This is a genomic window from Roseovarius sp. CH_XMU1461 (genome assembly GCF_037027165.1).
Lineage (GTDB): Bacteria > Pseudomonadota > Alphaproteobacteria > Rhodobacterales > Rhodobacteraceae > Roseovarius > Roseovarius nubinhibens.
Map to the genome: position 1 here is coordinate 464,070 of NZ_JAYMDV010000003.1, position 22,869 is coordinate 486,938.

The window sequence follows — 22,869 nt, forward strand, 5'->3', positions numbered from 1 at the left end:
AGCGGGGGCACCCACCGGCGCAGATATTGCAAAAATATAACGTCCGGCTCCGGGCAGAGGAGGGTGGTTAACAATTCGTCAACCTCTCGCGCGCTACCGTTAACCTCTTCACGGGATTGGGGATATCGATGGTCTGTCGCGCCTATACCGTCGCTTTTGAGGGGATCGAGGCCCGCACCGTCGAGGTGCAATGCGCCGTGGCCGCGGGCGTGCCCGCCTTCTCGGTCGTGGGCCTGCCCGACAAGGCGGTGAGCGAGGCGCGCGACCGGGTGCGCGCGGCGCTGACCTCGATGTCCATCGCGCTGCCCTCGAAACGCATCACCATCAATCTGAGCCCCGCCGACCTGCCCAAGGAGGGCAGCCATTTCGACCTGCCCATCGCGCTCGCCCTGCTGGCCGCGCTCGAAATCATCCCGGCGGATGCGGTGGCCGACACCACTTCGCTGGGCGAGCTGTCGCTCGACGGCTCGCTGGTGCCGGTGGTGGGGGCGCTGCCCGCGGCCCTGGCCGCCGCCGAACATGAGCGCACGCTGCTTTGCCCCCGCGCGTCGGGGGCCGAGGCCGCCTGGGTCGGCGATGCCCGGGTGCTCGGTGCCCGCGATCTGGCCGAGGTGGTGCGCCATTACACTGGCCAGTCGCCGATTTCCCCCGCCGAACCGGGCGAGGTCCGCGCCGATCCGGGCCTGCGCTGCCTGCGCGACGTCAAGGGACAGGAACGCGCCAAACGGGCGCTCGAGATTGCCGCCGCAGGCCGTCATCACCTGATGATGATCGGCACGCCCGGCTCGGGCAAATCCATGCTCGCCGCCCGGCTGCCGGGGCTTCTGCCGCCGCTGGGGGCCGCCGAGGCGCTGGAAACCTCGATGATCCATTCGCTCGCCGGTCTCATCGACGAGGGCGGCATCAACCGCACCCGGCCCTTTCGCGAGCCGCATCACACCGCCTCGATGGCGGCCATCGTCGGCGGCGGGCGGCGCGCCGGTCCCGGCGAAATCAGCCTCGCCCATAATGGCGTGCTCTTCATGGACGAGTTTCCAGAATTCTCCCGCGCCGTGCTCGAAACCCTGCGCCAGCCGATCGAGACCGGCGAGGTCATGGTCGCCCGCGCCAATGCCCATGTGAAATACCCCTGCCGCTTCCTGCTGGTGGCCGCCGCCAACCCCTGCAAATGCGGCTACCTGCCCGATCCCGCCCGCGCCTGTTCGCGCGTGCCGATGTGCGGCGAGGATTATCTGGGCCGCATCTCCGGGCCGCTGATGGACCGGTTCGATCTGCGGCTCGAAGTGCCGCCCGTGGGATTTGCCGATCTCGACCTGCCCGCCAGCGGCGACAGCTCGGCCGAGGTCGCGACCCGCGTCGCCCGCGCCCGCGAGGTGCAAGCCGCCCGTTTTGCCGAACATCCGACAACCCGTCTCAACGCCGATGCCGAGGGCCACGTGCTGGAAGAGATCGCCACGCCCGATGCCGAGGGCCGGGCGCTTCTGACCCGCGCCGCCGAACGGTTCGGCCTCACCGCGCGCGGCTATCACCGCATCCTGCGCGTGGCCCGCACCATCGCCGATCTCGACGGATCGGACCACGTCGCCCGCCCGCATGTGGCCGAAGCGGTGAGCTACCGCATCACCGGTCTGAAAGAGAGCTGATCCAGCGCGCCGTGCTGGCAATCGCCGCCCGCGCCTCGGGAAACCAGCCGTCGAAAATCTGCCAGACATGCGGCGCGCCCGCCCATGTCTCGAGCTCGACCGCGCCCCCGGCCTGACGCAAAACCTCTGCCATGCGCCGCGCGTCATCCAAGAGGATCTCGCTCTCCGACGCTTGGATCAGAACCGGCGGACAGTCGGAAAACTCCGCAAAGAGGGGCGAGACGCGCGGGTCCTCCGCCGCCATATCGGCCAACGCCATCGCCGCCAGATCATGCACCCGCCGCGCCGGAAAGAAATGCTCGGTCGCGTCATTGCTCTCGACCGACGCGCCGGAAAAACTCAGATCGGCACAGGGTGACCAGGCGAAAACCCCCGCCGGTCGTTGACCCTCCCGGCCCAGCTCGGCCAAGAGCGACAGCGCCAGCCCGCCGCCCGCGCTATCGCCCCCGATGACGATCTGCTCCGGCGCATGGCCCTCGGTCCGCAGATAGTCCCAGGCGCGGCGCACATCCTCCTGCGCGGCTGGCAGCGGGTGCTCCGGCGCCAGTCGATAGGCCGGCAAAAACGCCCGCATCCCGGTCATCCGGCAAAGCCGTGCCACCATTTTCTGATGGGTCTCGGGCCGCCCGGCGATAAACCCGCCACCATGGATGTAAAGAAGAACCCGATCCTCGCGCACCGACCCAGCATTGACCCAGAGCGCCCGACCGCCCGGATAGCGCAGGTCGCGCGCCTGCATCCCCGGCACCCGCCGAAACACCCAGCGCGCCGTGACATCCAGATGCCAGCGCAGCGGCTCGGGCCGCTCGACCCGGTTCATCATGACCCGCATGACGGGCCGCATCAGCCCGCCCATGAGGCGCATCCGAAGGCTCATCCGCGCTTGCGCTCGATCGTCTCCCAGATGATCTCGGCCACATTGGTGCCGTCGAACCGCTCAAGCTCCTGAATGCCGGTGGGCGAGGTCACGTTGATCTCGGTGAGATAGTCGCCAATCACATCGATGCCGACAAAAACCTGCCCCTTTTCGCGCAAGAGCGGCCCGATCCGGGCACAGATCTCGCGGTCCCGGTCGCTCAAGGCGATCTTCTCGGGCCGTCCGCCTACATGCATGTTCGACCGGGTCTCCCCCGCCGCAGGCACCCGGTTGATCGCACCCACCGGCTCGCCATCGACCAAGATCACCCGCTTGTCGCCCTTCGACACATCGGGCAGGTATTTCTGCACGATCAACGGCTCGCGGCTGAAACTGGCAAAGGTCTCATGCAGCGACGTGAGGTTACGATCCTCCTTGCGCAGCAGGAACACCCCCGCCCCGCCATTGCCATAGAGCGGCTTGAGGATCACATCACCATGGCGCTCTTTGAAGGCGCGCAGCGTCTCGATATCACGCGCGATGGTCGTCGGCGGCATGAGATCGGGAAAATCGAGGATCAGCAGTTTCTCAGGATAATTGCGCACCCAGAACGGATCATTGACCACCAGTGTGCCGGGCGCCAACCGGTCCAGCAGGTGAGTGGTGGTGATGTAGAACATATCGAACGGCGGGTCCTGCCGCAGCCAGACCACGTCGAATTCCGACAGATCGACCACCTGCTCCTCGCCGAGGCTGTAATGATCGCCCTCGACCCGCTGCACCCGCAGGGGCCAGCCCCGCGCCGTCACCCGCCCCTCGTCATAGGCAAGCCGGTCGGGCGTGTAGTAAAACAGCTCATGCCCCCGCGCCTGCGCCTCGAGCGCAATGCGGAACGTGCTGTCGGCATTGATATTGATGGGGCCGATCGGGTCCATCTGAAAGGCGATCTTCATGCTTCATCCCTCGTTCTGGATGAAACCTACATGCGTCAGCCCGCGCCCATGTTCAATTCACAAATGCCCAAAAGCGTTCTCGAGGATGCGCGGCACCCCCATCCCATCCACCGTCGCCACGTCGAAACGCAGCTCGGCAAGCTGGCCTTCGGGCACCTGACCGAGGAATTCCGACGCCGCCGTATAGATCCGCGCCATCTGCGCCGTACTGAGGCTTTCGAGCGCGCGCTCATGGGTGGCGGCGGATTTCACCTCGACACAGAGGATGACGCCCTGGTGGCGAAAGATGAGGTCAATCTCGCCGGATTGCCCGCGCCAGCGCCGGGCCAGACAGCGCGCGCCCCGCGCCTCGTAGCGGCGCAGCACCGTCTCTTCCGCCGCCCGCCCGCGATCATAGGCGCGCCGTCCGCGCCGCTGCCGGGCCGCAACCGGTGGCGTGACCATTGGCACCGCATCCCCAAGCGCCGCCTGTTGATCGGCATAGTCGAAAAGGTCAAAAGGCATCGCGCGCGTCCCGAGAATCACAAAAAAATAACCGATCTCACGCTCCCACAAATCACCTAATATTCACCTAATTATTCGCCCTTTTCGATCTGCAGCGCCATTTGATAGACCTGCCGCCGTTTCCAGCCGGTCTCCTGCGCCACCTTATCCGCCGCATCGCGCACCGATGCGCTCTCGAGCGCCACGCGCAGCCGCGCCTCGATATGGGCCTCATCGACGGTGATGGCCGTCCCCCGGTCGATGAGCACCACGATCTCGCCCTTGAGGCTGCGCGCGCCGACCTCCTCGGCCAATTGCCCCAGAGGCGCGCGGATCACCTCCTCGAATTTCTTGGTAAGCTCCCGGCAGAGCGCCGCCTCGCGGTCCGGGCCCAGCACCTCCGCCGCATCGCGCAGCATCGCCGCCACCCGCTTGGGCGATTCGTAAAAGACCAGCGTCGCCTGCACCCCGGCGATCTCGCGCAGCGCGGTTTTGCGCTGGCTCGCACTGTTGGGCAAGAACCCCTCAAAGAGAAACCGATCGGTCGCAAGCCCCGCCACGGTCAGCGCGGTCACCACCGCCGAGGGCCCCGGCGCGGCGATCACCCCCAGCCCCTCGTCACGGGCGCTGCGCACCAGATCAAAGCCGGGATCGGCAATCATCGGCGTACCCGCCTCCGAGGCATAGGCGACCGATCGGCCCTCGGCCAGCGCCGCCATGATGCGCGGTCGCATCTTGCCGCCATTGTGATCGTGATAGGCCCAGAGCGGCCGATCCCCGAGGCTAATGCCATGGATTTCCATCAAATGCCGCAGGCTGCGCGTGTCCTCGGCCACCAGCACCTCGGCCGAGGCCAGGATGTCGAGCGCCCGCAACGTGATGTCACGCGCCGTGCCGATCGGTACGGCGACAAGGTAGAGACCCGCCGCCAATCTTTCTGTCCTGGGATTCATCTCTGGACCCGCCCCGTGGTAGCACTATTATGAGTTGTGACATCGCGGCAGGACCAGCCCGCCGCCCTGACAAAGTGAGGAACACCCATGTTTGCCGTTTTGCCGAGCGCCCGCAAGGTGCTGAGCCGCCTTTTCGTCCTGTTCTCGCTGCTCTGGCTCGCTGCCTGTGACGATGCGATGCTGCCGAGTGCCGGCGGCGGCACCGGGCAGAGAATCGATCCGGGCAAACCGGTGCCGGTGGCGCTTTTGGTGCCGCATGGCTCGGCCAATGCCAATGAGGCGGCGCTGGCCCGCGATCTGGAAAACGCGGCCAAGCTCGCGGTGGCCGATCTCGACGGGGTGCGCATCGACCTGCGGGTCTATGGCACCGCGGGCAACCCGGCCAAGGCGCGCCAGGCGGCGCTCAACGCCGTGGCCGACGGGGCGCGGATCATCCTCGGGCCGCTGCATGCGGAATCCGCCAATGCGGTGGCCATCGCCATGGCGCCGAAAAACGTCAACGTGCTGGCCTTCTCCAACAACCCGACCATCGCCGGCGGCAATCTTTTCGTGCTGGGCCATACCTTTGACAACACCGCCAACCGGATGATGAGCTATGCCCGCAAACAGGGCAAATCGCGGGTTCTGGTGGTGAGCTCCGACAATCTCGCGGGCGAGGTTGGCCAAGAGGCCATCGCGCGCGCCGCCGCCGCCAATGGCATCTCGCTCGCCGGGCGGGTGCGCTATGGCTTCTCGCAGGACGGGGTCGTCGCCGCCGTGCCGAAAATCACCCAGACCGCGCGTCAGGCCAATGCCGACATGCTCTTCCTGACCTCCAACACCGCCGGCGCGCTGCCGCTTTTCGCGCAGATGCTGCCCGAGGCCGGGCTCTCGCCCGAGGTCATCCAATATGTCGGCCTGACCCGCTGGGACCAACCGGCCCAGACGCTGAGCCTGCCGGGCATCCAGGGCGGCTGGTTCGCCGTGCCCGACACTGGCCGCATGGCGAGCTTCAACAATCGCTTCCAAGGCGCCTATGGCAGCAGCCCGCACGCCATCGCCGGGCTGGCCTATGACGGGATCGCCGCCATCGGCGCGCTCGCGCGCTCGGGCCGGGGCGACGCGCTGAGCCGTGGCTCGCTGACCCAGAGCTCGGGCTTTCAGGGCACCGGCGGCGCCTTCCGCCTGCTGCCCAATGGCAGCAACCAGCGGGCGCTGGCCGTGGCTACCGTGCAAGGCGGCCGGATGGTGATCGTCGATCCTGCCCCGCGCGGGTTCGGTGGTGCGGGCTTCTGATCCGGACCTCCCGCACATGATCGTGCAAGACGTCGAGGCGGCGCCGCAGACCCTGATCTGCGACGCCGCCGAAATTTTCGACCTCCCCGGAACGCTCACCGCCATCGACGCCACCGCCGAGGCGATCCCCGATCCGCGCGATCTGCGCAGCGCGGTGGTGAGCCTTCTGACCGAACGCCGCAAGGCCGGGCGCGACGCCATCGCGGCGGCGCTCGCGGATCATCCCTTTGCCGCCCATGAGGCGACGCGCAGCTATAGCTGGCTCACCGATTGCCTGGTGCTCGCCGCCTATCACACCGCCACCAAACACCTGCACCCGCGCCCCAACCCGACCCAGTCGGAACGGCTGGCACTGCTGGCGGTGGGCGGCTATGGGCGCGGCGAAATGGCGCCGCAATCCGACGTCGATCTGCTGTTCCTGACCCCCTACAAGATCACCGGCTGGGCCGAGAGCGTGATCGAGAGCATGCTCTACATCCTGTGGGATCTGCGGCTCAAGGTCGGCCATGCGAGCCGCACCATCCGCGATTGCCTGCGGCTCGGGGCCGAGGATTTCACCATCCGCACCGCCCTGCTGGAACACCGTTTCATCACCGGCGACGCCAAGCTCTGCGCCGATCTCGGCCACCGGCTCTGGCGCGATCTCTTCCGCAATTCGGCGCGCGAATTCATCGAGGCCAAGCTCGAGGAACGCGACCAGCGCCACGAGAAACAGGGCGGGCAGCGCTATGTGGTCGAACCCAATGTGAAAGAAAGCAAAGGCGGGCTGCGCGACCTTCAATCGCTGTTCTGGATCGCCAAATACCTGCACCGGGTACAGCATGTGTCCGAGCTGGTGGCGCTCGGCATGTTCACCGAGGAAGAGTTCGACCGCTTTGCCCGGGCCGAGAATTTCCTCTGGGCGGTGCGCTGTCACCTGCATCTCGCCACCGGACGGCCCAATGACCAGCTGAGCTTTGATCTGCAGGTCGAGGTCGCCTCGCGCATGGGCTTTGTCGATGTCGGCGGCCGCCGCGCGGTGGAACATTTCATGCAGGCCTATTTCCGCCACGCCAATGCGGTGGGCGAGCTGACCCGCATCTTCCTGACCAAGCTCGAGGCGATGCATGTCAAGGCCGAGCCGATCCTGCAGCGAATCTTTGGCCGGCGGCGCAAGCTCAAACCCGGCTATGTCGAGGTGCACGGCCGTCTCGGCATCGCCGACGAGACCGAGTTTCTCAGCGACCGGGTCAATCTCCTGCGGCTCTTCGAGGAAGGGCTGCGCACCGGGCTCTTGATCCACCCCGACGCGATGCGGCTGGTGACGGCCAATCTGCACATGTTCGACAATGAGATGCGCGACGCTCCCGAGGCGCGCAAACTCTTCCTCGGGCTCTTGCTCAAACACGGCAATCCCGAACGCGCCCTGCGCCGGATGAACGAGCTGGGCGTGCTCTCGGCCTTCATCCCCGAGTTCGAACCCATCGTGGCGATGATGCAGTTCAACATGTACCACCATTACACGGTGGACGAACACACGATCCAATGCATCTCCTACCTCGCCCGGATCGAACGCGGCGAGCTGATCGAAGAGCTGCCCGTCGCCTCGTCGATCCTCAAGGAAGGGGTGAACCGCCGGGTGCTCTATGTGGCGCTGCTCCTGCATGACATCGGCAAGGGCCGCCCCGAAGATCACTCGATCCTCGGCGCCCAGATCGCCCGCCGCGTCGCGCCCCGTCTCGGGCTCAAGCCCAAGGAGGTGGACACGGTTGAATGGCTGGTGCGCTATCACCTGCTGATGTCCGACATGGCGCAGAAACGCGACATCGCCGACCCACGCACCGTGCGCGACTTTGCCAAGCTGGTGCAGACCCGCGAGCGGCTCGATCTGCTCTGCGTGCTCACCGTCTGCGACATCAACGGCGTCGGCCCCGGCACCTGGAACAACTGGAAAGCCTCGCTGATCCGGGCGCTCTATCGCCAGACCCGCCGCGCCATGGAAGGCGGGCTCGAGGCGCTCAACCGCGAACAGCGCGGCTCCGAGGCGAAACGCAACCTGCGTCAGGCCCTACCCGATTGGGACAGCCGCGACATCAAGCTCGAAACCACCCGCCATTACCCGGCCTATTGGCAGGGGCTGCATGTCACCGCCCATGTGGTCTTTGCCCGGCTTCTGCGCGACCTGGGCGAGAACGAGATCGCCATCGATCTCGCCGTGGACAAGGACCGCGACGCGACCCGCGCCTGCTTTGCCCTCGCCGACCATCCCGGCATCTTCTCGCGGCTCGCGGGCGCGCTGGCGCTCGTTGGCGCGAATGTGGTCGACGCCCGCACCTATACCTCCAAGGACGGCTTTGCCACGGCGGCCTTCTGGATTCAGGATGCCGACGGCCACCCGTTCGAGGCCGACCGCCTGCCCCGCCTGCGCCAGATGATCGACAAGACGCTGCGCGGCGAGGTGATCCCGCGCGAGGCGATCAAATCGCGCGACAAGATCAAGAAACGCGAACGCGCCTTCCGGGTGCCGACCCATATCACCTTCGACAATGACGGGTCCGAGATCTACACGATCATCGAGGTCGACACGCGCGACCGGCCCGGGCTGCTCTATGACCTGACGCGCACGCTGGCGGCGCTCAATGTCTATATCAACTCGGCGGTGATCGCGACCTATGGCGAACAGGTGGTCGACACCTTCTATGTCAAGGACATGTTCGGGCTGAAATTCCACTCCGAGGCCAAGCAACGGTCGCTCGACCGCAAGCTGCGCGAGGCGATTTCGGCCGGTGTCGAACGCGCCGAGTCCTGAGCCGGTGACGGGCCGCCGGGAAACCACCCCGTCTTGGCCATCTGCCTGCCGCATTGCGCCTGCATCGACGGGCGCGACAGATATGAGACGCCCGATGACAAAGATCCCCCCGGCGCAGGGCCTATCGGCCCGTGCCCGCCCCGCCCGAGTTCCCCTAGCCCCAGCCCTGGCTGCCTGTCTTGTGCTGGCCGGATCGCTGCTGCCTCTGACCAGCGCGGCCCAGGCCCAGATCACCGCCGAGAGTGCCACCGAGCTCACCACCGAGCTCGCCCAGATCGAGGCCGAGCTTTCCGCGCTCGAGGCGCGCTTTGCGGAGACCCCGACCCCGGTCGAGGCGGCGCTGCGCGACGCGCTGCGGCTCTCGCAGACCCTTCTGCGTAACCGTCAGCTCGCCTTGGACGGCGCCGCCCCGCTCGAGGCCACCTCCCCCGCGCTGACGCCCGATCCCGCCCGCGCCGACCGGCTCATGGTGGAAATGGCCCGCGCCCGCGCCCGCATCGCCACCGCCGAGCGCGAGCTGCGCGCCGCCGAGGGGCTCCTCGCCACCATGGTGCAGTCGCGGCTTGAAACCGAACGGCTGACGCTGGCCGGTCTGCGGATGGGCTGGCTTTCGGCGAAATACGGGATCAGCTTTCCGATGCTCGCCCCCGCCCCCACGATGCCCGGCGCCGCGCCGCAGCCCGACACAGCGCCCGCCGCGAGTACCAGCGCCCCGGCGCCCTCCGAGGCCGCCACCGACACTGGCCCGCCGGTCTGGGCCGATCCCGACCATCCCGAGATCGACTATCGGCTCGCCCCGTTCGAGTTCGCCCATGCGACCGCGCATCAGATCTCCGGCTGGTGGACGATCGAGACCGGCCGCGCCGCTGTCGACGACAGCCCCGAGGTCACCGCGATCAACTATTCCGCCTATGATCCGCGCGATCTCACCGGGCTCACCGCGCTGGTGGCCCGCTGCACCGAGGGCGAGACCGCGCTCATCTATGTGCAGGATGATTACCTGATCCCGGACCTGCGGCGGAACAGCTTTGACGTGACGCTGCGCATCGGCACCCAGGCCGCCCGCAGCCTGCGCTGGAGCGGCCTCACCACCAACAAGGGCGCGGGCGTCTTTGGCGAGGAGGCCGAAGAAATGATCCGCGCCATCTATGACGCGGGGCAGGTGTTTCTGCGGATCACCGAACGCAATGGCCGCACCCATGACGCGCTCTTCTCGCTCGCCGGTCAGACCGCCGCCTTCGAGGCCGTCGCCAATGCCTGCGGCTTCACCACCGTGGTGCTGAGCTCGGACGATTACCACCAGATTCAGGCTTTGCTGAACAAGGCAGGCTTTGAGGCGGGCAAACCCGACGGCCAATGGGGCCCCGGCTCCCGCCGCGCCATGCGCGCCTTTCAACAGTCCCAAGACCTCCCCCAAACCGGCGCCCCCGACCGAGCCTCGCTCGACGCACTGGGGTTCGGCGGGTAGGCCCACGACCGTGATCACAGCCTTAGCTTGCCCAACGCCCTGAGCGTTCAGGGAAAGGGCTCCCACCATGGGGCAGCGTTTCACCCCTCCCACCGCCCTGCGGGTCAAAGAAAGGGCCGTCGCCTTTGGCCACCGCCGTAATCTGCCGGCTCGCGGCATTTCCAAGGAAAGAGCCGCCGCCTCACCCCGCACTCGGGGTTTCGGGAACAGGAGCCGCCACCTTTTGGGCATAGTCGCAAGCATTCTCAGGCACGGGGTTTAGGGAAAGCCGCCGCCATTGGCCTCGGCCGAAAGCACGCCCAAGCTCGACGTTTCGGGGAATAGGATCACCGCCATTGACCACCGCCTTGCCGGGCCCCACGCATGGAGCCTTGGGAACAGGGCCGCCACCTTCGGGCATCGTCGCAAGCAGCCCACGCTCAGGGTATCGGGGATGGGGCCTACGCCATTGCCCGCCGCCTTGCCGCGTCCCGTGCTCGGGGTTTCGGAAAAGGGCCGCCACCTTAGGACAGAGCTGCAAGCAGCCCACGCTCGGCTTTTCACGGAGAGGGCCTACGCCACTGCCCGCCGCCTTGCCGCGCCCCGCGCTCGGGGCTTTGGGAAAGGGCCACCATCTTCGGACATAGCCGCAAGCAGCCCCAAGTTCAGCGGTTCTCGGATAGGGCTACCGCACCCCCTGCCGCACCCCGCTGCTCGAGGCTTTGGGAAGAGTGCCACCACCTCTGAGCATAGTCGCAAGCAGCCCACGCTCGGCTTTTCACGGAGAGGACCTACGCCTCACGGAGAGGGCCTACGCCACTGCCCGCCGGTTTGCGGCGCCCCGCACTCGGGGCTTTGTGAAAGGGTCGCCGCCTTTGGCATTACCTGGAAGCAGCCCCACGCTCAGGGTCTCAGGGAGAGGGACGCCGCCTTCGGCCACCGCCCGGCCCCGCCCCGCACTCGGAGCTTTAGGAAGAGCGCCACCACCTTTGGGCATAGTCGTAAGCAACCCCACGCTCAGGGTTTTGGAGATTTGGAGATAGGGCCGCCACCTTCGGCCACCATCGCATCTATCCCGCGCACCGGTCTCTATCCCGCGCGCCTGCATCTACCCCGCACGCCCGCACCTATCCCGCGCGCCAGCCTCTATCCCACGCGTCCGCCCCTATCCCACGGATCGGCCACCCCGCGCCTGTCAGTCCCAGACGCGCGCGCAGCCACCAACGCCCGCACGGCCGGCACATGGCGCACGCCGCACGCGGCCAAAACCCACGCCCCGGCACCGGGGGCTATCGCCCGTTCTGTCACCGCATGCCCATCGCTCATCGCCTCCTGCTAAGCCTGATCCGCCCGGCCGCCGCCCGGCCGCCACCTGGACAAAGACCCGCCAGTTCGCTCCCGATCAGCCTAGAAGAAAACTCTTTAAATTTGGTAAGCGCATCGACAGTTTCTGGTAACATCTCGCACCCCCATCACAGCCCCCCAAACCCCGCACTGTCGCTTTACCGACGCGATACCGACGGGCCACCGACGGGGCATTTTCGCCCCTCGCCTTGGTTAACGCGGGGGTTTCCGCCGGTCGCCCCGGCCCCCCCGCGGCGGCGCTCTTCCCCCCGCCCGCAGCTTCCGGTAACTCTGGGGCAATCACGCATCCAAAGGCCCGCTCATGAAACCCGTCCGCCTGCTCTCTTCCGTCCTGACCGTTGGCGGCTGGACCCTTCTCAGCCGGCTTCTGGGCTTTGTCCGGGACGTGTTCATCACCAACCTGATCGGCCCCGGCCCGGTGATGGATGCCTTCGTCGCAGCCTTCCGCCTGCCCAATATGTTCCGCCGATTCTTTGCCGAAGGCGCCTTCAACGCGGCCTTCGTGCCGATGTTCTCGAAACGGCTCGAAGCGGGCGACGATCCCGAAGGCTTTGCGGCCCAGGCGATGAGCGGCCTCGCCCTCGTGCTGATCCTCCTCTGCGCCCTCGCCATGATCTTCATGCCGGGCTTCATCTGGGTCACCGCCGAAGGTTTCTACGGCGACGAACGCTTTGAAATGGCTGTGGATTTCGGCCGCGTCGTCTTTCCCTATATCTTCTTCATCTCGCTCGCGGCGCTGGTCTCGGGGATGCTCAACGCCGCCGGACGGTTTGCCGCCGCCGCCGCCGCGCCGGTGCTGCTCAACGTCATGCTCTGCGTCACCATGGGGCTCGCCGCGCTCACCGGATATGTCAGCGTGGTCGAGGCGCTGATCTGGACGATCCCGCTCGCCGGCGTGGCCCAGCTGGTCTGGGTCTGGCGCGATCTGCGTCACGCCGGGCTTCGCCTGCGCCCGACCCGGCCCCGGCTCTCGCCCGACATGCGCCGCCTCATCGCCGTTGCCGTCCCCGCCGCCCTCGCCGGTGGCGTGGTGCAGATCAACCTCCTCGTCGGTCAGCTGGTCGCCTCCAATTATTCCGGCGCGGTGAGCTGGCTCTACGCCGCCGACCGCCTCTATCAGCTGCCCCTCGGCGTGGTCGGCATCGCCATCGGAATCGTGCTCCTCCCCGACCTCTCGCGCCGTCTCAAATCGGGCGACGAGACCGGCAGCCGCGAGGCCCTGTCGCGCGCCGGAGAGATGTCCCTGGCCCTCACCCTGCCCGCCGCCGTGGCGCTGGTGGTGGTGCCGCTGCCGCTGGTCTCGGTCCTGTTTGAACGCGGCGCCTTTACCGCCGATGACACCGCCGCCACGGCGCTGGCGGTGGCGATCTATGGGCTGGGCCTGCCGGCCTTCGTGCTGCAAAAGGTTGTCCAGCCTGTGTTTTTCGCCCGCGAAGACACCCGCAGCCCGTTTCGCTACGCCATTGTCGCCATGGTGGTGAACGCGGTGATCGCCGTCGGGCTCGCCCCGGTGATCGGCTGGTTCGCGGCGGCGCTGGCCACCACCGTGGCGGCCTGGGCGATGCTGTTGTTGCTGGTGCTCGGTGCGCGGAAATTCGGCGAAACCACCCGGTTCGATACCCGCTTTCGCGCCCGCGCCTGGCGCATCGCGCTGGCCTCGGCGCTGATGGGTCTGGTGCTCGCGGGGCTGATGCTCCTGCTCGGGCCGCTCTTCGGCATGCCGGGGCTGCGCTGGCTGGCGCTGCTGGCGCTGATCGGGCTCGGCGGGCTGAGCTATTTCGCCTTCGGCACCCTGACCCGCGCCTTTAGCCTGGCCGAGCTCAAATCCCGCCTGCGCCGCTCGGCCTGACCCGACGGCGCCCCCGGATCAGCCGCGCTGCTGCAGCTTGGCGCGGATCTTGGTCCAGCCGCCGGGCGCCACGAAAAACGACAGGGCAAAGCCGAAACAGAACCCCGCCACATCGGCGATCCACATGCTGTCGCCACCAAACAACAGCGCGAACAAGAGCTGCAGCCCCATCAAGAACCCGATGAGCGAAAAGGCCCGCACCTGCCGCTCTCCGAGCTCGCCGAGCCGCAGCCACATGAGATAGGTGAAACTCCCGATCAGCCCATAAACCCCGGGATAGGCCCCCATGAGCCAGGGCTGCTCATGCGCCACCATGCCATGCGCCAGCGCGCCGAATATGGCCGATCCGGCAAACACCGCCGCCACCGCCCATTGCCGGAACACCTCGCCCACGAACTTGCCCATGGCGAGCAGGATCACCCCGGCAAAGGCCGCATGGGTAAAGGACGCATGCACAAAGGGATAGGTGATATAGCGGATCACATGCTCGAACGGGTAGATGCCATTGGCCAGCATCCAGCGCTGAATATCGGCGTTATAGGCATAGGTCTGGATCGCCGCCTGCCGCCAGCCCACCGCCTGCGGCCCGCCAACGATCCCCTGACTGCCGAGCGTATAGGCCGCCTCGAAGCCGAGGATCATCAGAAACAGCGCCACCACCACCGGCGGCAACGGGTTAATCGGGGCTGGCGCTCCGCGCTCTGTCATATGCTCTTCACTCATGGGCCTCTCCTCGGGGCTTGCCTTGACGGCGCTCGACCGCATGGGTAAGCGAGGCGAGCCGGAATTTCCAGTCGGAGACATCATATGACCGAGACCGCCTTCACCCCGCGTGTCTTCTCAGGCATTCAGCCCTCGGGCAACCTGCATCTGGGCAACTACCTCGGCGCGCTCAAGCGCTTTGCCGCCTCGCAAGAGCGCGGGATCGAGTCGCTCTTCTGCATGGTCGATCTGCATGCGGTCACCGTCTGGCAAGACCCGGCCGATCTCACCCGCGCGACCCGCGAACTGGCGGCAGGTTTCATCGCCTCGGGCCTCGACCCGGACCGGTCGATCCTCTTCAATCAGAGCCAGGTCCCCGAACACACCCAGATGGCCTGGGTCTTCAACTGCGTCGCCCGCATGGGCTGGATGCAGCGCATGACCCAGTTCAAGGACAAGGCCGGCAAGAACGCGCAAAACGCCTCGCTCGGCCTCTTTGCCTACCCGGCGCTGATGGCCGCCGACATCCTCGTCTATCACGCGACCGAAGTGCCGGTGGGCGAGGACCAGAAACAGCATCTCGAACTGACCCGCGACATCGCCGCCAAGTTCAACCATGACTATGGCGTGAATTTCTTCCCCGAGACCGAGCCGCGCATCGAAGGCGCCGCCACCCGGGTCATGAGCCTGCGCGACGGGTCCAAGAAAATGTCGAAATCCGACCCCTCGGACATGAGCCGGATCAACCTCACCGATGATGCCGAAACCATCGCCAAGAAGATCCGCAAGGCGAAAACCGACCCCGAGGCGCTGCCCTCCGAGGCCGAAGGGCTCGAGGCCCGGCCCGAGGCGCGCAACCTCGTCAATATCTACGCGGCCCTCGCCGATCAAAGCGTCGACGAGGTGCTGCGCGACATGGGCGGGCGCGAGTTTTCCGCCTTCAAACCGGCGCTGGCGGATCTCGCCGTCGATCAGCTGTCGCCGATTACCGCCGAAATGTCCCGGCTGATGCAGGATGTTTCGGAGATCGACGCCATCCTCGCCCGCGGCGCCGAACGCGCCCGCGCCATCGCCCAGCCGATCGTGCGGCAAACCTACGAAATCATGGGGATGGTCACCTCCTGACCCTCCCCTCCCGCTCCCGGGGGCACGTCGGATGTGCGGATTTGGGCAGGTTCCTGCCCCCGCGCCTCTTTCTGGTCGTAAATACCCAATTCCCCCGCTAGGCCAGAGGATGCTACGCCAATATGCCCATGACTGTTGCCAAGGAGAGCTGGATGCGCGCCACGAATCTTGACGAATTGCGCGAGATTTCCGAACGCTTCGCGACGCCCGAAGGGGTCGCCGCGGGGCTCGCCTACCGCCCCGAGCCGAGCGATGTGTTCATCGCGCCCTTCGCCAAATGCGGCACCACCTGGATGCAGCAGATCGTGCATGGGTTGCGCAGCGGCGGCGACATGTCCTTCGGCGAGATCACCCAGGTGGTTCCTTGGATCGAACTGGCCCATGATCTCGGGCTCGACATCCCCGGCGATCAGCCCAGCCCCCGCGCCTTCAAGAGCCATCTGAGCTGGCACGATATCCCCAAGGGCGGCCGCTATATCGTGGTGATGCGCGACCCGCTCGACGCCGCCCGCTCGCTCTACCGCTTTCTCGAGGATTGGTTCTTTGAACCGGGCAGCATCTCGGTCACCGAATTTGCCTGCCATTTCCTCAACCGCGAAGATCAGGACAATTACTGGACCCATGCCGCCTCCTGGTGGGGCCAGCGGCACCGCGACGAGGTGCTGATCCTCGCCTATGAACATATGGGCCGCGATCTGCCCGGCACGGTGGCCCGCGTCGCCGAGTTTATCGGCATCGACGATCCCGCCCGGATCGAGATCGCCACGCGGCAGGCGAGCTTTGATTTCATGAAGGCCCATAGCGCCAAGTTCGACGACCATCTGGTGCGCGAGAGCCGCGACGCCGCCTGCGGCCTGCCGCCCGGCGGTGCCGCGACCAAGGTGCATTCCGGCGAGGTCGGCGGCGAGGCCGAGATCATCGGCCCCGCGGTGCGCGCCGCCTTCGATCTGCGCTGGTCCGAGACGATGGAGGCCGAGCACGGGCTCAAGGATTACGCGGCGCTACTGGACGCCCTCGCTGACCCGGCCTAGGGTCGGCTCCGACAAGGAGATCAGAACATGGCAACCGGCACGAATATCCACACCTATTTCGAAGGCGCCTGGCACGAGGGCGACATCGCCATCATGCGCGGCGCGGATCACGGCATGTGGCTTGGCAGCAATATCTTCGACGGCGCCCGCTTTGCCTATGGGCTGACCCCCGATCTCGATCTGCATTGCGCCCGCGCCAATGCCTCGGCCCGCGCCCTCATGGTCACCCCCACGGTCGAGACCGCCGATATGGTCGCCATCGTGCGCGAGGGGCTCAAACGCTATGCGCCCGACGCCGCTGTCTATATCCGGCCGATGTACTGGGCCAAGGATTGCGGCTATTCCGCCATCGTCCCCAAAGAGGACGGCGAGACCGGCTTTGCCATCTCGCTCGAAGAAATCCCGATGCCGGCCGAGGGGGCCTCGGCGACGCTGACCCGCACCCAATTCCGTCGCCCGGTGATGGAAAACGCCGTGGTCAATGCCAAGGCCGCCGCGCTCTATCCCAACAATGCGCGGATGCTGGCCGAGGCCCGCGCCAAGGGCTTTACCAATGCGCTGGTGGCCGATGCCATGGGCAATGTGGCCGAAACCGCCACCGCCAATGTCTTTGCGGTCAAGGATGGCGTGGTCTTCACCCCCATCCCCAACGGCACCTTCCTCGCCGGGATCACCCGGGCGCGCCATATCTCGAACCTGCGCGCCGATGGGGTCGAGGTGGTGGAAAAGATCATGAGCTTTGACGAGTTCCACGACGCCGATGAAATCTTCCTGAGCGGCAACATGTCCAAGGTGACCCCGGTCACCGCCTTTGACGACACCCAGTATCAGGTCGGCCCGATCACGCGGCGCACCCGCGAACTTTACTGGGACTGGGCGCGCCGGACCGCCTGACGCCCCTGCCCCTCGCTCAGCCGCCCGCCCGCGCGTGGCTGAGCGCCGTGGTCAGCTCGATGATGAGCCGCGCCCGCTCGGGCTCGGACAGAAACGCCCCAAGCTCGACCTCGCGCCCCTCCCCGCGCAGCGTGATATATTGCGGCACCGGCCCGCCCTTCGGGTAAATCCGCGCCTCCACCCAATAGCTGTTGGCCTGCCAGCGCTGTTCGCGCCCGTCGGGATTGCTACGGATCAGCACCGCGCGCTCGGGATCGATGCAGAGCTCTTCGCGCGTCTCGCCGCTGCGGTAGGTCCGCGAGAGGGCCCACCAGACCGCCGCCACCGCCACCGCCAGAAACGGCAACAGCCCCCAGAGCGCCCCGGTCCCCAGAAGCGCCAGCAAGGGCACCAGGAGCATGCCACAGGTGATCCCGATAAAGAGGACAAAGCCCCAGCGCGGCAACGACCGATGCGGCCAGAGGATAAGGCAGGTCCGGGGGGCCGTGCCGGGGGCAGGGGTCCATTGATAGGGCATGACCGAGATAGTAGCGCCTGCGCTCGCCGAGAAAAGAGCCATGATCGGGGCCGAGGCCCGATGTCGCAGACCCCAATTGGCAGAAGCCTAACGCTGATACTTGATGAACGGCGTCAGCGTCGCGATCCGGTCATAGAGCTTGCGCGCCTCGACGTTGAACTCCTGCGTCATCCAATAGACCGAGGGACAGCCCGCCGCATCCGCCGCCGCATAGACCGCCTCGATGAGCGCCCGGCCCACCCCCTGCCCGCGCACCGACGGATCGGCACAGAGATCCTGCAGGTAACAGGTCTTCTCGATCCGCCAATTATGCGGGTGATAGATGTAATGGACGAGCCCCACCGCCCGTTCGCCATCAAAGGCCAAGAGCCCGCATTGATCCGGATGCCCGCCATCGCAAAGCCGCTCAAAGGTGGTGTCATAGACCTCATCGGCGACCGAGCTCTCGTAGAACTCGAGATAGGCGGTCCAGAGCGGACGCCACGCCTGTTTGTCACCGACGCCAATCGGCCGGATCGTCAGGGCCAGACTCATAGGACCAACCTCATTCCGCCGCCACCGCCTGCGGATCGGCCAAGGTGACCACATCGCGCATGATGGTGTTGAGCTCGAAATCCTTCGGCGTATAGACCCGCGCCACGCCCATTTCGCGCAGACGGCGGGCGTCTTCCTCGGGAATGATGCCGCCGACGACCACCGGCACATCGCCAAGCCCCGCCTCCCGCATCCGCCGCATCAGCTCTTCCACCAGCGGGATATGGCTCCCCGACAGGATCGACAGGCCGACCACATGGGATTTGTCCTCAAGCGCCGCGTTGACGATCTCTTCGGGCGTCAGACGGATGCCCTCATAGCGGATATCCATGCCGCAATCGCGGGCGCGGAAGGCAATCTGCTCGGCGCCGTTGGAATGGCCATCGAGCCCCGGCTTGCCGATGAGGAAGCTGAGACGCCGCCCGAGACGGTCGCTCACCATATCCACCGCATCGCGCAGATCGTCGAGACCCTCGGTCTTGTTCGACGGGCTGGCCGAGACACCGGTCGGCCCGCGATATTCGCCATGCACGGCCCGCATCTGCGCCGCCCATTCACCGGTGGTGACCCCGGCCCGCGCCGCCTTGATCGAGGCGGGCATGACATTCTCGCCCTTGGCCGCCGCCTCGCGCAGCGCCCGCAGCGCCTCTTCCACGGCGGCGCTGTCGCGCTCTGCCTTCCAGGCCTCGAGCCGGGCGATCTGTTCGGCCTCGACGGCGGGATCGACCACCATGATGCCGCCATCGCCGGTCATCAGCGGGCTTTGCTCGCCCTCGGTCCATTTGTTGACGCCGACAACCACCGTCTCATTGCGCTCGATCCGGCCCAGCCGCTCGGCATTGCTGTCGACCAGACGGCCTTTCATATAGTCGATCGCGCCAATCGCGCCGCCCATGCTGTCGAGATTGGCCAATTCGTGCCGCGCACCGTCCTTGAGCGCCTCGACCTTGGCATCCACCGCCGGGTTGCCATCAAAGAGATCGTCGAATTCCAGAAGATCGGTCTCATAGGCGAGGATCTGTTGCATCCGCATCGACCATTGCTGATCCCAAGGCCGCGGCAGGCCGAGCGCCTCGTTCCACGCCGGAAGCTGCACGGCCCGCGCCCGCGCCTTCTTGCTCAGCGTCACCGCCAGCATCTCGATCAGGATACGGTAGACGTTGTTCTCCGGCTGCTGCTCGGTGAGGCCAAGACTGTTGACCTGCACCCCATAGCGGAAGCGGCGGAATTTCGGGTTCTCGACGCCATAGCGCTCGGTCAGGATCTCATCCCAGAGATCGACAAAGGCGCGCATCTTGCACATCTCGGTCACGAACCGGATGCCGGCGTTCACAAAGAAGGAAATCCGCCCGCAGAGCGCCGGGAAATCCTCGTCTGCCACCCGCGGTTTGAGCTCGTCGAGCACCGCCACCGCCGTCGCCAGCGCAAAGGCCAGCTCCTGCTCCGGCGTCGCCCCCGCCTCTTGCAGATGGTAGGAGCAGACGTTCATCGGGTTCCATTTCGGCACATGCTTGTAGCAATATTCGGCCACGTCCCCGATCATCTTGAGGCTCGGCGCGGGCGGGCAGATATAGGTGCCCCGGCTGAGATATTCCTTGATGAGATCGTTCTGCACCGTGCCTTGCAGCTGTGAAATATCGGCGCCCTGCTCTTCGGCGGCGGCGATATAGAGCGACAAGAGCCACGGCGCCGTCGCGTTGATCGTCATCGAGGTGTTCATCTGCTCGAGCGGGATCTCGTCAAACAGCGTCCGCATGTCGCCCAGATGGCAGACCGGCACGCCGACCTTGCCCACCTCGCCCCGCGCCAGCACGTGATCGCTGTCATAGCCCGTCTGCGTCGGCAGATCGAAGGCCACCGACAGGCCCGTCTGCCCCTTGGCGAGGTTCGAGCGATAGAGCGCGTTCGACGCCTTGGCGGTCGAATGGCCGGCATAGGTCCGGATGAGCCAGGGGCGGTCCTTTTGGGGCGTCTCGGTCTGGGTCATGGCGAATCTTCCTCTGTCACTGTCGCGATGGGCGCTGCGGCGCAGCATAGGTTATCAAATTACCCCCATGCAACCCGTTTTGTAATAATGATGCGCAGCCGATCCGCGCGCACCTAGCTGACGCTGCGGTACATGGCCGTCGCCCGGTCAAAGCCAAAGACATGGCGCAAGAGGCCCAGCTCGCTGTCGCCCTCTGCCACAAAGCCCTTGCGCTCATAGAGCGCCCGCGCCCGCGCGTTCTCGGCCACCACATCGAGCCGCACCCGGGGCAGCTCATGCCGCCGCGCCTCGGCCAGTATCGCGTCGAGCAGCGCCGAGCCGACGCCCTGCCCCCGCGCCCCCTGCGCCACACAGATCCCATCCATCAACAGCACATCGCGCAGCGTCTCGCGCTCCAGAAGCGCCAGCAGCCCGCCGCGCCACAGCGCCCCGGGCCAGCCATAGCTCCGCGCCAGATCGCGCAGCCCGCCGCCGGTCAAACTGCCCTCATGGGTCTTGAACCCCGCAAGACCCAGAAGCTGCCCCGCCTCATCCACCGCCGAAAAGGCAAAGCGCGCATCAAAGAGATCCCTGAGAAAGCTTTCGGCGCGCGGCGCAGGCCCCATCACACGCGACAGTTTCGGCCCAAAGGCCTCCCAATAGAGCGCGGCGGCGCGATCACGCTGGTCTGCGGGGATGCCGGGGCGAATGTGAAAACCTCTCATAGGGGATAAATCACCGCTCCCCCGCGCGGTGACAAGCCCCGAATGCACCCGGCCCATGACCCGGCAGCCCGCCGCCTGTAGATTGAAGAGACGAATCACCATCTTGCGAGTGCCATGTCCCTGTCCTGCCCCTCTGCCGCCCGCCTTCCGCGCCGGGCCCTCTGTTACCGGAACCGCTCTCACCGGGGCCCTTCCGCGTGACCGGACAGATCACCCTGCCCGTCTGGCTCTTCGTGCTCATCTTGCTTTTCGCGGCGGTGACCTTTGCCTCGCATTTCCTCTTCCCCTCGGTGCGCTGGTTCTTTCGCCGCCGTCTCGAACGCGCCGTCGAACGGCTCAACCGCCGCCTGACCCGCCCGATCGAACCGTTCAAGCTCGCCCGCCGTCACGACATGATCCAGCGCCTCGTCTACGACCCCGAGGTGACCCAGGCCATCGTCGAACACGCCCGCCGCAATGGCGTGCGCGAAGACGTCTCCTTTGAAACCGCCCGCCGCTATGCCCGCGAAATCGTCCCGAGCTTTAGCGCCTTCGCCTATTTCGGCCTCGGCACGCGGCTGGCGCGCTGGCTGGTGCGGGCGCTCTATGGCGTCAAAACCGGCCGCCGCAACACCGAGATCATCGAAAGCATCGACCGCGACGCCACGGTGATCTTCATCATGAACCACCGCTCCAACATGGATTACGTGCTGGTCACCATGCTCGCCGCCCGCGCCTCGGCGCTGAGCTACGCGGTGGGCGAATGGGCACGGGTCTGGCCGCTGAGCCGCCTGATCCGCTCCATGGGGGCCTATTTCATCCGGCGCAAATCACGCGGCGGGCTCTATCGCAAGGTGCTCGCCCGCTATGTGCAGATGGCCACCGCCGGTGGTGTCACCCAGGCGATCTTTCCCGAAGGCGGGCTGAGCCTCGATGGCGCGCTCAAGCCGCCCAAGCTCGGCCTGCTCGCCTATGTCACCGAGGGCTGGGACCCGGAGGGGCGCGATCTCGTCTTCGTGCCGGTGGCGATCAATTACGACCGGGTGCTCGAGGACCGCATCCTCGTCTCGGCGGGCGAGGCCGGCAATCGCCGCTTTCGCGCCCGCATGGGCGTGGTCTTTCTCTTCGTGCTGCGGATGATCTGGCGCAGACTCTGGGGCACCTACCGGCCCTTCGGCACCGCCGCCGTGGTCTTTGGCGAGCCCTTGGCGCTGAGCCATTATGGCGCGCAGCCCGACCCAGAGACGCTCGGCGCAGAGCTGATGCGCCGCATTCAGGCGGGGATGCCGCTTTTGTCAATGCCGCTGATGGCCAAGATCCTGCTCGAGGCCGAGGCGCCGATCCCCGAAGCCGAACTCATCGCCCGCACCGAGGCCGCCTTTCGCGCCGCCGAGGACACCGCCGCCCTCGAACCGGTCGAAGACATGGGCCTGCGCGCCCGCCGCGCCTGTGAACGGCTGGCCCGGCGCAAACTGATCCTGCACAGCCCTGAGGGCTGGGCGGCCAACCCCGAGGAACTGCCAGTGCTGCGCTACTATGCCAATTCCATCGCGCATTTCTTACCACCCGTGCCTTCCAGCCCGGGACCTGCCAGCCCGGGGCCGACTGCCCTGCCCAAGGACAGCGCGCAAGATGCTGAAACTTCAGGCGATGCTGCATCCGCAAAGTAGTTTCTGCAACTGCTGGGTCATAAAATTACAATTTTCGGCAAAATAGGATTGCATTATTACTCATGCGATTTTATCCATGGGCCAAAGCCGCGATTCTGCGTTGCGGCATAACCT

The 22,869-nt window shown here is 66.4% G+C and carries 18 protein-coding genes; 9 read left to right on the plus strand and 9 right to left on the minus strand.

Annotated elements, in window-relative coordinates; all coding sequences use genetic code 11:
- Positions 1–128: 128 nt before the first annotated feature.
- The gene (locus WA237_RS11450; RefSeq protein ID WP_009814014.1) at positions 129–1,643 is read left to right on the plus strand and encodes a YifB family Mg chelatase-like AAA ATPase; all 1,515 of its coding nucleotides are present in this window, start codon (positions 129–131) and stop codon (positions 1,641–1,643) included.
- Here the strand turns inward: WA237_RS11450 and WA237_RS11455 are convergent.
- The 4 genes from WA237_RS11455 to rsmI form a co-directional block, all read right to left on the minus strand.
- Complete coding sequence (locus tag WA237_RS11455; protein WP_336097795.1) at positions 1,621–2,520, minus strand: alpha/beta hydrolase; 900 nt, start codon at positions 2,518–2,520, stop codon at positions 1,621–1,623. The two genes, WA237_RS11450 and WA237_RS11455, sit on opposite strands and share 23 nt — an antisense overlap.
- On the minus strand, positions 2,517–3,452 hold the full coding sequence (gshB, locus tag WA237_RS11460) for a glutathione synthase (protein WP_336097797.1): 936 nt from the start codon (positions 3,450–3,452) through the stop codon (positions 2,517–2,519). The genes WA237_RS11455 and gshB overlap by 4 nt, the downstream gene beginning before the upstream one ends.
- Positions 3,453–3,509: 57 nt before the next feature.
- Complete coding sequence (locus WA237_RS11465; protein ID WP_336097798.1) at positions 3,510–3,956, minus strand: YraN family protein; 447 nt, start codon at positions 3,954–3,956, stop codon at positions 3,510–3,512.
- Between the two features lie 71 nt (positions 3,957–4,027).
- A complete protein-coding gene (gene rsmI, locus WA237_RS11470) occupies positions 4,028–4,888 on the minus strand; it encodes a 16S rRNA (cytidine(1402)-2'-O)-methyltransferase (RefSeq protein ID WP_336097799.1) in 861 nt (286 codons plus the stop codon).
- 87 nt (positions 4,889–4,975) lie between these two features.
- Between rsmI and WA237_RS11475 the strand changes: the two genes are divergently transcribed.
- From WA237_RS11475 to murJ, 4 genes are all read left to right on the plus strand, one after another.
- Entirely contained in the window at positions 4,976–6,163 is a 1,188-nt protein-coding gene (locus WA237_RS11475) for a penicillin-binding protein activator (RefSeq protein ID WP_336097801.1), read from the plus strand.
- Positions 6,164–6,179: 16 nt separating this feature from the next.
- Positions 6,180–8,951: a [protein-PII] uridylyltransferase gene (locus WA237_RS11480; protein ID WP_336097802.1), complete on the plus strand. Its 2,772-nt coding sequence runs from the start codon at positions 6,180–6,182 to the stop codon at positions 8,949–8,951.
- 94 nt (positions 8,952–9,045) lie between these two features.
- Complete coding sequence (locus WA237_RS11485; RefSeq protein WP_336097803.1) at positions 9,046–10,419, plus strand: peptidoglycan-binding domain-containing protein; 1,374 nt, start codon at positions 9,046–9,048, stop codon at positions 10,417–10,419.
- A 1,645-nt stretch (positions 10,420–12,064) separates the two neighbouring features.
- On the plus strand, positions 12,065–13,612 hold the full coding sequence (gene murJ / locus WA237_RS11490; RefSeq protein ID WP_336097804.1) for a murein biosynthesis integral membrane protein MurJ: 1,548 nt from the start codon (positions 12,065–12,067) through the stop codon (positions 13,610–13,612).
- A gap of 18 nt (positions 13,613–13,630) precedes the next feature.
- On the opposite strand, the gene WA237_RS11495 is transcribed toward murJ, so the two are convergent.
- Positions 13,631–14,335, minus strand: coding sequence for a rhomboid family intramembrane serine protease (locus WA237_RS11495; protein WP_254655676.1), 705 nt, complete (start codon positions 14,333–14,335; stop codon positions 13,631–13,633).
- 84 nt (positions 14,336–14,419) lie between these two features.
- On the opposite strand from WA237_RS11495, the gene trpS reads away from it, so the two are divergent.
- The 3 genes from trpS (at position 14,420) to WA237_RS11510 (ending at position 17,364) form a co-directional block, all read left to right on the plus strand.
- Positions 14,420–15,439 (plus strand): tryptophan--tRNA ligase, encoded by a 1,020-nt coding sequence (gene trpS / locus WA237_RS11500; RefSeq protein WP_336097805.1) that lies wholly within the window; start codon positions 14,420–14,422, stop codon positions 15,437–15,439.
- Positions 15,440–15,591: 152 nt separating this feature from the next.
- Positions 15,592–16,470 (plus strand): sulfotransferase domain-containing protein, encoded by an 879-nt coding sequence (locus WA237_RS11505; protein WP_216014766.1) that lies wholly within the window; start codon positions 15,592–15,594, stop codon positions 16,468–16,470.
- A gap of 27 nt (positions 16,471–16,497) precedes the next feature.
- A complete protein-coding gene (locus WA237_RS11510) occupies positions 16,498–17,364 on the plus strand; it encodes a branched-chain amino acid aminotransferase (protein WP_009814001.1) in 867 nt (288 codons plus the stop codon).
- A gap of 16 nt (positions 17,365–17,380) precedes the next feature.
- On the opposite strand, the gene WA237_RS11515 is transcribed toward WA237_RS11510, so the two are convergent.
- The 4 genes from WA237_RS11515 to WA237_RS11530 all read right to left on the minus strand — a co-directional run bounded on the left by WA237_RS11515 (position 17,381) and on the right by WA237_RS11530 (position 21,106).
- Complete coding sequence (locus WA237_RS11515) at positions 17,381–17,923, minus strand: DUF2244 domain-containing protein (RefSeq protein ID WP_336097807.1); 543 nt, start codon at positions 17,921–17,923, stop codon at positions 17,381–17,383.
- Between the two features lie 45 nt (positions 17,924–17,968).
- Entirely contained in the window at positions 17,969–18,415 is a 447-nt protein-coding gene (locus WA237_RS11520; RefSeq protein ID WP_336097808.1) for a GNAT family N-acetyltransferase, read from the minus strand.
- A gap of 10 nt (positions 18,416–18,425) precedes the next feature.
- Positions 18,426–20,402 carry a protein meaA gene (locus WA237_RS11525; protein WP_336097809.1) on the minus strand — a complete coding sequence of 659 codons (1,977 nt, stop codon included), beginning with the start codon at positions 20,400–20,402 and terminating at the stop codon, positions 18,426–18,428.
- Between the two features lie 113 nt (positions 20,403–20,515).
- Positions 20,516–21,106 (minus strand): GNAT family N-acetyltransferase, encoded by a 591-nt coding sequence (locus WA237_RS11530; RefSeq protein WP_336098099.1) that lies wholly within the window; start codon positions 21,104–21,106, stop codon positions 20,516–20,518.
- Between the two features lie 197 nt (positions 21,107–21,303).
- On the opposite strand from WA237_RS11530, the gene WA237_RS11535 reads away from it, so the two are divergent.
- Complete coding sequence (locus WA237_RS11535) at positions 21,304–22,755, plus strand: 1-acyl-sn-glycerol-3-phosphate acyltransferase (RefSeq protein WP_336097810.1); 1,452 nt, start codon at positions 21,304–21,306, stop codon at positions 22,753–22,755.
- Positions 22,756–22,869: the final 114 nt, after the last annotated feature.

What these genes read in the sequence shown, in the direction of transcription:
- WA237_RS11450 (WP_009814014.1), top strand. Translation starts at nt 129, where the DNA reads ATGGTCTGTCGCGCCTATACCGTCGCTTTTGAGGGGATCGAGGCCCGC.
- WA237_RS11455 (WP_336097795.1), bottom strand. Translation starts at nt 2,520, where the DNA reads ATGAGCCTTCGGATGCGCCTCATGGGCGGGCTGATGCGGCCCGTCATG.
- gshB (WP_336097797.1), bottom strand. Translation starts at nt 3,452, where the DNA reads ATGAAGATCGCCTTTCAGATGGACCCGATCGGCCCCATCAATATCAAT.
- WA237_RS11465 (WP_336097798.1), bottom strand. Translation starts at nt 3,956, where the DNA reads ATGCCTTTTGACCTTTTCGACTATGCCGATCAACAGGCGGCGCTTGGG.
- rsmI (WP_336097799.1), bottom strand. Translation starts at nt 4,888, where the DNA reads ATGAATCCCAGGACAGAAAGATTGGCGGCGGGTCTCTACCTTGTCGCC.
- WA237_RS11475 (WP_336097801.1), top strand. Translation starts at nt 4,976, where the DNA reads ATGTTTGCCGTTTTGCCGAGCGCCCGCAAGGTGCTGAGCCGCCTTTTC.
- WA237_RS11480 (WP_336097802.1), top strand. Translation starts at nt 6,180, where the DNA reads ATGATCGTGCAAGACGTCGAGGCGGCGCCGCAGACCCTGATCTGCGAC.
- WA237_RS11485 (WP_336097803.1), top strand. Translation starts at nt 9,046, where the DNA reads ATGACAAAGATCCCCCCGGCGCAGGGCCTATCGGCCCGTGCCCGCCCC.
- murJ (WP_336097804.1), top strand. Translation starts at nt 12,065, where the DNA reads ATGAAACCCGTCCGCCTGCTCTCTTCCGTCCTGACCGTTGGCGGCTGG.
- WA237_RS11495 (WP_254655676.1), bottom strand. Translation starts at nt 14,335, where the DNA reads ATGAGTGAAGAGCATATGACAGAGCGCGGAGCGCCAGCCCCGATTAAC.
- trpS (WP_336097805.1), top strand. Translation starts at nt 14,420, where the DNA reads ATGACCGAGACCGCCTTCACCCCGCGTGTCTTCTCAGGCATTCAGCCC.
- WA237_RS11505 (WP_216014766.1), top strand. Translation starts at nt 15,592, where the DNA reads ATGCGCGCCACGAATCTTGACGAATTGCGCGAGATTTCCGAACGCTTC.
- WA237_RS11510 (WP_009814001.1), top strand. Translation starts at nt 16,498, where the DNA reads ATGGCAACCGGCACGAATATCCACACCTATTTCGAAGGCGCCTGGCAC.
- WA237_RS11515 (WP_336097807.1), bottom strand. Translation starts at nt 17,923, where the DNA reads ATGGCTCTTTTCTCGGCGAGCGCAGGCGCTACTATCTCGGTCATGCCC.
- WA237_RS11520 (WP_336097808.1), bottom strand. Translation starts at nt 18,415, where the DNA reads ATGAGTCTGGCCCTGACGATCCGGCCGATTGGCGTCGGTGACAAACAG.
- WA237_RS11525 (WP_336097809.1), bottom strand. Translation starts at nt 20,402, where the DNA reads ATGACCCAGACCGAGACGCCCCAAAAGGACCGCCCCTGGCTCATCCGG.
- WA237_RS11530 (WP_336098099.1), bottom strand. Translation starts at nt 21,106, where the DNA reads ATGAGAGGTTTTCACATTCGCCCCGGCATCCCCGCAGACCAGCGTGAT.